Source organism: Kitasatospora sp. NPDC056783 (genome assembly GCF_042789895.1).
Classification (GTDB): domain Bacteria; phylum Actinomycetota; class Actinomycetes; order Streptomycetales; family Streptomycetaceae; genus Kitasatospora.
The window spans coordinates 1-7411 of record NZ_JBHUAF010000411.1; the positions used below are offsets into that span (position 1 = coordinate 1).

Below are 7411 nucleotides of genomic sequence, written 5' to 3' on the forward strand. Positions count from 1 at the left end.
ACCCGGGCGTGGGCCTGGCCACCGTCGGCGTCCACCAGGACGCCGCCGGCACCCGCCGGCTGGTCGCCCACGTGGTCGGCGAGGGCGCCGAGCGGCCCCCGTCCGCCGCCGAGCTGCGCGCCCACCTGGAACGGCTGCTGCCCGCCTACCTGGTGCCCGCCGCCTACGTCCCGCTGGCCGCCCTGCCGCTGACCCCCAACGGCAAGCTCGACCGGCGCGCCCTGCCGCTGCCCGGCCCCGACGGCTACGCGGCCGGCCGCGAGCGCACCGCGCCCCGCGGCCACGCCGAACGGCTGGTCGCCGAGGCCTGGACGGAGGTCCTGGACGCCGGGGAGATCGGCGCCGAGGACGACTTCTTCGCCCTCGGCGGGGACTCCATCCTCGCCGTACGCGTCACCGCCCGGCTGCGCGCCGCCTTCGGCTCCGCCGACCTCTCGCCCCGGCTGCTGTTCACCCACCCGGTGCTCGCCGACCTGGCCGAGGCGCTCGGCACCCCCGGCGGAGGCACCGCGGCCGCCGTCATCCCCGCCGCCGACCCGGCCGCCGAGCCGCCGCTCTCCCACGCCCAGCAGCGGCTCTGGTTCCTCGACCGGTTCGAGCCCGGCAGCACCGAGTACAGCTCGCTGTCGGTGCTGCGGCTGCGCGGCGCCCTCGACCGGGCCGCGCTGGCCGGCGCCCTGGACGCGCTCGTCGAGCGGCACGAGGCGCTGCGGACCACCTACGCCGAACGGGACGGCCGGGCCCGGCAGGTGGTCCGCCCGCCCGAGCCCGTCGAGCTGCCCCGCGAGGACGTCTCCCCGGCCGGCCTGGACGCCCTGGTGGAGCGGATCGCCGCCACCCCCTTCGACCTCGAAGCCGGCCCGGTGCTGCGCGCCCACCTGGCCCGTACGGCCGTCGACGAGCACGTCCTGGTGCTGGCCGTGCACCACATCGCCACCGACGGCTGGTCGATGGGCGTGCTGGGCCGCGACCTGGGCGAGCTGTACGCCGCCGCCGTCGAGGGCCGCCGACCGGAGCTGCCCGCGCTGCCCGTCCGGTACACCGACTACGCGGCCTGGCAGCGCACCCGCACCGCCGCCGCCGAGGCCGACCTCGACCACTGGCGGCGGGCCCTGGACGGCCTGGCCCCGCTGGAGCTGCCCACCGACCGGCCGCGCCCGGCGGTGCGCGGCCGGGAGGGCGCGCTGGTCACCTTCACCCTGCCCGCCGAGCTGACCGCCCGGCTGCGCGAGCGCGGCCGGGCGGCCGACGGCACCCTCTACACCGTCCTGCTGGCCGCCTGCCAGGTGCTGCTGGCCCGCTGGTCCGGGCAGCGCGACATCGCCGTGGGCACCGTCACCTCCGGCCGCGAGCAGGGCGAACTCCACGACGTGGTCGGCATGTTCGTCAACACCCTGGTGCTGCGCGGCGACATCCGCCCCGAACTGTCCTTCCACGAGCTGCTGACCGCCGCCCAGCACACCGTGCTGGCGGCGCTGGCCCACCAGGAGGTGCCCTTCGAACGGGTGGTGGACGCCCTCCAGCCGGAGCGCGACACCAGCCGCACCCCGCTGTTCCAGGTCATGGTGGCGCTGCACAACCTCGGCGCGCAGGCGCCCCGGCTGCCCGGCCTGACGGTGGAACCGGTCACCCCGCCGGTCCGCAACGCCACCTTCGACCTGTCCTTCGACTTCGCCGAGCACGACGGCGGCCTGACCGGCTACCTGGAATACAGCACCGGACTGTTCGACGAGAGCACCGCCCGACGCCTGACCGACGCGCTGGGCACCCTGCTGGCGGCCGCCGCCGAGGCGCCGCACACGCCCGTCGGGGCGCTGCCGCTGATGACCGAGGACGAGCGGCGGCAGGTGCTGCGGCAGGGCCGGGGCGAGCCGCAGCCCGCGCCGGACACCACCTTCACCGCCCTGTTCGAGGCGCAGGCCGCCCGCACCCCCGGGGCCACCGCGCTGGTCGCCCGGGACGCCACCCTGGACTTCGCCGCCCTCAACGCCCGGGCCAACCGGCTCGCCCGCCACCTGGCCGCCCTCGGCGCCGGCCCGGAGCAGGTGGTCGCCGTCCGGCTGCCGCGCACCTCCGACCTGATCGTCGCCCTGCTCGGGGTGCTCAAGGCGGGCGCCGCCCTCCAGTTCGTCGACCCGGACCTGCCCGAGGAGCGGGCCGCCCTGCTGCTCGACGACACCCGGCCCCGTACGGTGCTGACCGAGCGGGCCCTCGGCGAGGTGCCCTGGGACGACCTGCCGGGCCACGACCTGACCGACGCCGAGCGGACGGCCCCGCTGCTGCCGGCGAACGCCGCGTACCTCATCCACACCTCGGGATCGACCGGCCGCCCCAAGGGCGTGCTCGTCGAACACCGCCAGCTGGTCAACCTCTGCCACGACCACCGGGCGGGGGTGCTCGCGCCGCACACCGCCGACGGCCGCCGGCTGCGGGTCGCGCTCAGCGCCTCCCTCTCCTTCGACACCAGCTGGGAGGCCCCGCTGCTGCTGGCGTTCGGCCAGGAACTCCACCTGATCGACGAGGAGGTCCGGCTGGACCCGCAGGCCTTCCGCGCGCGGATCGTCGACCGGCGGATCGACGTCGTCAACGTCACCCCCTCCCTGCTGCGCGAACTCACCGCCGCCGGGCTGCTCGCCCCCGCCCCGCACCACCCGCGCGTCCTGCTGCTCGGCGGCGAGGCCGTCCCCGCCGCCACCTGGCGTGAACTCTGCGCCGCCCAGGCCGAGTTCGGCGTCACCACCTACAACCTGTACGGGCCCACCGAGTGCACCGTCGACGCCGCCTACGCCCGCTGCGCCGACCATCCGGAGCGCCCGGTGATCGGCCGGCCGGGGCGCGGCACGCGCGCCTACGTGCTGGACGGCGCGCTGCGCCCGGTGCCGCCCGGCATGCCGGGGGAGCTGTACCTGGCCGGCGAGCAGGTCGCCCGCGGCTACCTCGGCCGGCCCGGGCTGACCGCCACCCGCTTCCTCGCCGACCCGCACGGCGCCCCGGGCACCCGGATGTACCGCACCGGCGACCTCGCCCGCTGGGACGCGCAAGGACAGCTGGAGTTCCTCGGCCGGGCCGACGCCCAGGTCAAGATCCGCGGCTTCCGGATCGAGCCCGGCGAGGTGGAGGCCGCGCTGCTGACCCACCCCGACGTCGCCGACTGCGCCGTCGCCGCCCGCGAACAGGGCGGCCGGACCCTGCTGGTCGGCTACCCGGTGCCGGCCGGTGACCGGGTCCCGCCCGCCGAGGAGCTACGGGCCTGGCTGCGCCGCACCCTGCCCGACCACCTGGTGCCCACCGCGTACGTCCCGCTCGCCCGCATCCCGCGCACCACCAGCGGCAAGACCGACCGGCGCGCCCTGCCCGCCCCGTCGGCCCGGCCGGACCGCACCACCCCGTACGTCGCCCCGCGCCCCGGCACCGAGCAGCGGCTCGCCGCGATCTGGGCCGAGGTGCTGGGCGTGGAGCGGGTCGGCGCCCGGGACAACTTCTTCACGCTCGGCGGCGACTCCATCCTCAGCATCCAGATCGTCTCCCGGGCCCGCGCCGCCGGACTCGCCCTCACCACCAAGGACGTCTTCCGCTACCAGAACATCGCCGAACTCGCCCTGACCGTCGGCGAGTCGGCCGATTCCCCGGAGACCTCGGGGACCGAGCCCGGCGAGGCACCGCTCACCCCGATCCAGCACGCGTACCTCGACGGCCGCCGCCCCGGCGACGCGCTGCGCTTCACCATGACCCAGCGGTTCGCACTGGCCCCGGACACCGACCCGGCCGCCCTGCGGCACGCGGTGCTCGCCCTGGTGGAGCGCCACCCGGCGCTGCGCACCCGGTTCCGCCACGGCGAGACCGGCTGGAGCCAGGAAGTCCGAGACCGGGCCCCGGACGGCGTCTTCAGCCACCACCCGGCCGCCACCGAGGCACAGGTGCAGCACGGCACCGAGGAGGCCCAGCGCTCCCTCGACCCGGTCGAGGGCCGGATGCTGCGCGCCCTGCACTTCGCGGGAGACGCCGAACAGCCCGGCCAACTCGTGCTCACCGTCCACCACCTGGCCGTGGACGGCGTCTCCTGGCGGATCCTGCTGGCCGACCTCGAAGCGGCCTACCGCACCGCCCGCACCGACGCCCCCGCCCGGCTGCCGGAGCCGGGCACCTCCTACGCCCGATGGGCGAGCCGGCTGGAGCGCCACACCCGCGCCGGCGCCCTGGACGGCGACACCGCCTACTGGACCCGCGCCGGCGAGGCCCCGGCCGAGCTGCCCGCCGGGCGGCCCGGCGCCAACACCCACGGCACCGCCGCCACCCTCACCGTCACCCTGGACGAACGCGCCACCGAGGCGCTGCTGCGCCGGGTCCCGGCCGTCTACCGCACCCAGGTCAACGACGTCCTGCTCAGCGCCCTGGGCCGCACCCTGTCCCGCTGGTGCGGCCGGGACACCGTGCTGATCGGGGTGGAGGGCCACGGCCGCGAGGACCTGTTCGCCGACCAGGACCTGTCCCGGACGGTCGGCTGGTTCACCGCCGAGTTCCCGCTCGCCCTGCGCGTCGCCCCCGAGGCCGGCTGGCACGACACCCTGCGCTCCGTCAAGGAGCAGCTGCGCGCCGTCCCGCTGCGCGGCCTCAGCCACGGCGCGCTGCGCCACCTGCGCCCCGGTGCCCTGCCGCCGGGCGCGGCGGCCCCGCGGGTCGGCTTCAACTACCACGGCCAGTGGGACTCCCACGGCGGCGCGGACGGGCTGCTGCGCGGCTCGCTGCCCCCGGCCGGGCGGGACGCCGACCCGGACGAACCCCGCCCCTACCTGCTGGACGTCATCGGCGCGGTCCAGGACGGTCGGCTCGAACTGGGCTGGACCTACCCCCCGGCCGTCTACGACGAGGCCACCGTCCGCGCCCTCGCCGAGCAGACCCTCCAGGCGCTGCGCGAGCTGGCCGAGCACTGCGCGAGCCCCGGCGCCGGCGGCCGCACCCCGTCCGACTTCCCGCTGGCCGGCCTCGACCAGCAGCAGCTGGACCGCCTGGTCGGCGACGGCCGGGACATCGAGGACGTCCTGCCGCTGACCCCGCTGCAGTCCGGCATGCTCTTCCACGGGCTGGTCGACCAGGACGGCGCCTACGTGGACCGGATCGCCGTCCGGCTGGCGGGCGTCGCCGACCCGGCGGCCTTCGCCGAGGCCTGGCAGCAGGTCGCCGACCGCACCCCGGCGCTGCGCACCGCCGTGCACTGGCGCGGCCTGCCGCACCCCGTCCAGCTGGTCGCCCGGCACGCCGCGCTGCCCGTCCGCCACCTGGACTGGCGCGGGCTGCCGCCCGAGCGGCGCGCCGCCGAGACCGAGCGGCTGCTCGCCGAGGAGCGGGCCGCCGGGCTGGACCTGGGCACCGCTCCGCTCACCCGGCTGGCGCTGGCCGCGCTGCCGGACGGCGAGGTGCTGCTGCTCTGGTCCACCCACCACCTGATCCTGGACGGCTGGAGCACCGGCCAGCTGCTCACCGAGGTGTGCGAGGAGTACGCGGCGCGCACCGGCGGTCCGCAGGCGCCCCGGCCGGTCCGACGGCCGTTCGCGGACTTCCTGGCCTGGCTCGGCGAGCAGGACGGGCAGGCCGCCGAGGAGCACTGGAGCACCGCGCTGGCCGGGTTCACCGAACGGACCGCGCTGCCCTACGACCGCCGGCCCGCCGGCGCCCACCGGGCCCGAGCCACCGCCGCCGTCCACCGCACCCTGGACGAGGGGCTCTCCGTCCGGCTGCGGGAGAACGCGGCCGCCGCCGGGCTGACCGTCAACACCCTGGTGGAGGGCGCCTGGGCGCTGCTGCTGGCCCGCTACGCCGGCGTCGAGGACGTGGTCTTCGGCACCACCGTCTCCGGACGCCCGGCCGAACTGCCCGGCGTCGAGACGATGATCGGCCTGTTCATCAACACCGTGCCGTGCCGGGTCCCGCTGCCGGCCCGTGCCGGGTCGGCGCCCGGCGGCGTGCGGGCCTGGCTGCGCGACCTCCAGGACCGGCAGAGCGACGGCCGCCGGCACGACCACCTGGCGCTGCCCCGGATCCAGGGCCTGAGCGAACTTCCCGCCGGGGAACAGCTGTTCGACAGCATGCTGGTGTTCGAGAACTACCCCGTCGACGAGTCGGCCGCCGACCGCACCGGCGTCCGGGTGGTCGAGGTGCGCGCCGACGACGCCACCACCTTCCCCTGGTGCCTGCGTGCCCACCTCAGCGGACAGCTCGCCTTCGACCTCGCGTACGACCCGGCGCTGTTCGACGAGCGGACGGCCGAGGACGCCGCCGACCGCCTCGCCCGGCTGCTCACCGCCCTCGCCGACGGCCTGGACGGCGGCCTCGCCGCCCTGGACCCGCTCACCCCCGCCGACCGCGAACTGCTCGCCGCCTGGGACACCACCGCCCGCCCGGCGGCGCCGAGCAGCCCGCTGCGGATCTTCGCCGAGCGGGTCCGCAGCGCCCCCGACGCGCCCGCCGTGCGCGACGGCGGCCGCGAACTGACGTACCGCGCGCTCGACGACTGGTCCGACCGGCTCGCGGCCCGGCTGCTCGCCGACGGGCTGGCGCCCGAGGGCCGGGTGGCGCTGGTCATGGACCGCGGCGCCGAACTGGTCGTCGCCCAGCTGGCCGTGCTCAAGGCGGGCGGCGCCTACCTGCCCGTCGACCTGCGCGCCCCCGAGGAGCGCCGCCGCACCCTGCTCGACCGGGCCGGCGCGGCCGCCTCGCTCACCGCCGGGCAGGTCGCCGCCGCCAGGGACGGTTCGGCCACCCTGGATCCGCCGACCGCGGACCCGGACCGGCTGGCGTACGTGATGTACACCTCCGGCTCCACCGGAGAGCCCAAGGCCGTCGCCGTCCGGCACCGCGACGTGGCCTCGCTCGCCACCGACAGCCGCTTCGCCGACGGCGGCTGCGCCCGGGTGCTGCTGCACTCCCCGGTCGCCTTCGACGCCGCCACCTTCGAGGTGTGGGCGCCGCTGCTGAACGGCGGCTGCGTGCTCGTCGCCCCCGACGGGCCGGTGGACGCGGCGCTGCTGCGCCGGCTCGCCGGGCCGGACGGGCCGACCGCGCTCTGGCTCACCGCCGGGCTGTTCCGGCTGCTCGCCCAGGACGCCCCGGACTGCTTCACCGGCCTGCGCACCCTGTGGACCGGCGGGGACGTGGTGCCCGCCGCCGCCGTGCGTCGGGTGCTGGCGGCCTGCCCCGGGCTGACCGTGGTGGACGGCTACGGGCCCACCGAGACCACCACCTTCGCCACCGCCCAGGCCCTCCCGGACGCCGCGGCGGTGCCCGACACCGTCCCGATCGGCCACCCGCTGGACGACCGCCGGGTGCACGTCCTGGACCGGCGGCTGCGGCCCGTCCCGCCCGGCTGCGTCGGCGAGCTGTACCTGGCCGGCGAGGGTGTGGCCCGCGGCTACCT

General features: G+C 77.4%; 1 protein-coding gene. It reads left to right on the forward strand.

The genetic code is table 11. The features are described 5' to 3' along the window. Positions 1-7411 (forward strand): amino acid adenylation domain-containing protein (locus ACFRMQ_RS35310; protein WP_380734892.1); only part of this gene is annotated, 7411 nt, incomplete at both ends.